This is a genomic window from Geminicoccus flavidas (genome assembly GCF_009806515.1).
GTDB lineage: Bacteria > Pseudomonadota > Alphaproteobacteria > Geminicoccales > Geminicoccaceae > Geminicoccus > Geminicoccus flavidus.
In genome coordinates, this window is the sequence record NZ_WUJP01001000.1 from 1 (window position 1) to 2071 (window position 2071).

Genomic DNA, 2071 nt, shown 5'->3' on the forward strand with positions numbered 1-2071 from the left:
GACATCAACGACGCCTTCGACCTCATGCACCAGGGCAAGTCGATCCGCTCGGTGGTCGTCTATTGAGCGGCGCGCGGCGCCTGATCGCTCCCCGGTCGCAGGACCGGCGATCGGGTCGCCGCGGCCAGCCCTCGGGAGGCTCCTAGCCGGCCTGGCCCTTGGCCTCCTGGATCGCCTGCATGCAGCCGGCCTCGTCGCCCGCGGCGAGCGCCGCCTGGGCCCGCTGCAGCGCATCGCCGCCGCCGCCACTGGCGGCCGCAGCCGCCTCGGCGGCGGTGTTGCCGCCCTGCTGCTGCGCCTCGGCGTCCTGCTGCGACATGGCGGCACCCTGGGTGGCCCCGCCGGTGCCTTCCAGCGGCATGTCGCCGCCATCCTTGGCGGTCGTGCCGTCCGGGCTGGGAGCGGCTTGCTCGGCAGCACCGGCAGAAGCCGTGCCGGCCCCTTCCAGAGGCGCGGTACTGCCGTCTTTCGAGATGCCACCGCCATGGCCGGAAAGCTTCGCGATCTCGCCGGCGCAGTCCGCCTGTGCCGCTGCGGCACCGGCAAACACCATGCAGCCGGCCAGTACCAAGACTCGAGCCTTCATCGCTGGTCGTCCTCCTTGGCCGTCCACCGACAACGCGGCAGTGCCCCCAGCGTTCCCCTTCCCGGCGGCACTTGACGACCGACCGGTGAATCCGAGTATTGCCGTGGTGAGGCAGCCGATAATCAGGCGAAACGAACGCATCGGGGAGCGGCTGCGCCGGGAAGGTCGGGCAACTGGGAGCGGCCAGTGCTGAGGAGGCTCATCGTGTCGGCCGTGCTGCCGGCATTGCTGCTGTTCGGACAGACCACGATGGCACCGGCCGCCGAGCCGGCAGAGGTGGGGATCGGCTATCTCTTCAGCGTGCGCGGCCTGGAGCCGCTGGCCCTGGCCGAGGTGCCGGCCGAGAATGACGGCCGGGCCGGGGCCGAGCTCGGGATCGAGGACAACAACACGACCGGCCAGTTCCTGAACCAGCACTTCACGCTGGAGGTCGCCGAGCTGGCCGAAGGTGCCGACCCGGCAGCGGCGGTCGGCGGACTGGCCCAGCAGGGGATCGGCTATCTGGTGGCCGATCTGTCGGCCGACGAGCTGCTGGCCGTGGCGGATGCCGCCAGCCAGGCCGGCATCACCGTGTTCAACATCGGCGCACCCGACGACCGGCTGCGCGAGGCCGACTGCCGGGCGAACGTGATCCACGTGGCGCCGACCCGTTCGATGCTGGCCGACGGGCTCGCCCAGTACTTGGTCTGGAAGCAGTGGCGCCGCTGGCTGCTGGTCGAGGGCTCACACCCCGAGGACAAGCTGCTGGCCGACGCCTATCGCCGTGCCGCTGCCCGGTTCGGCGCCGAGATCGTCGAGGAGCGCCGGATCGAGGATACGGGCGGGGCGCGTCAGACCGATAGCGGGGTCGTGCAGATCCAGGGCCGGATTCCGGTCCTGACCCAGGAGGCGCCGGACTATGACGTGCTGGTGGCCGCGGACGAGAGCGAGGTGTTCGCCGCCCATCTGCCCTACCGGACCTGGGACGCCCGGCCGGTGGCAGGCTCGGCCGGGCTGATGCCGACCAGCTGGAGCCCGGCGCACGGCCAGTGGGGGGCCCTGCAGATGCAGAGCCGGTTCGGCAAGCGCTTCTCCCGGCCGATGACCGAGCGTGACATGCTGGCCTGGACGGCGGTGCGCCTAGTGGGCGAGGCGACGTCGCGCACCAACTCCACCGAGCCGGCGATGGTTGAAGCCTTCCTGAAGGGGCCGGAGCTCGGTCTCGGTGCCTACAAGGGGCAGAAGCTCACCCTGCGCCTCTGGAACCTGCAGGTCCGCCAGCCGATCCTGCTGACCGACGGCCGGGTGATCGTCTCGGTGTCGCCGCAGCAGGGCTTCCTCCACGAGGTGTCCGAACTGGACACGCTGGGGATCGACCAGCCGGAAACCGCCTGCCGGCTGCCATGAACGACGACCATCCGGGAGGAAAAGGACGATGCGGATCGCGGCCATGCTCTTGAGCGGGGCCCTGCCCTTCCTGCCGATGCTGCCGGCCTCGGCGTTCAC

General features: G+C 70.9%; 2 protein-coding genes. One reads left to right on the top strand and one right to left on the bottom strand.

What is annotated here, in order from left to right; all coding sequences use genetic code 11:
- Window positions 1-142 precede the first annotated feature (142 nt).
- Window positions 143-586, bottom strand: coding sequence for a hypothetical protein (locus EQG76_RS28350; protein ID WP_159718466.1), 444 nt, complete (start codon window positions 584-586; stop codon window positions 143-145).
- Window positions 587-835: 249 nt separating this feature from the next.
- Between EQG76_RS28350 and EQG76_RS28355 the strand changes: the two genes are divergently transcribed.
- Window positions 836-1972, top strand: a complete 1137-nt coding sequence (locus EQG76_RS28355) for an ABC transporter substrate-binding protein (RefSeq protein WP_159718468.1) — start codon at window positions 836-838, stop codon at window positions 1970-1972.
- Window positions 1973-2071 lie beyond the last annotated feature (99 nt).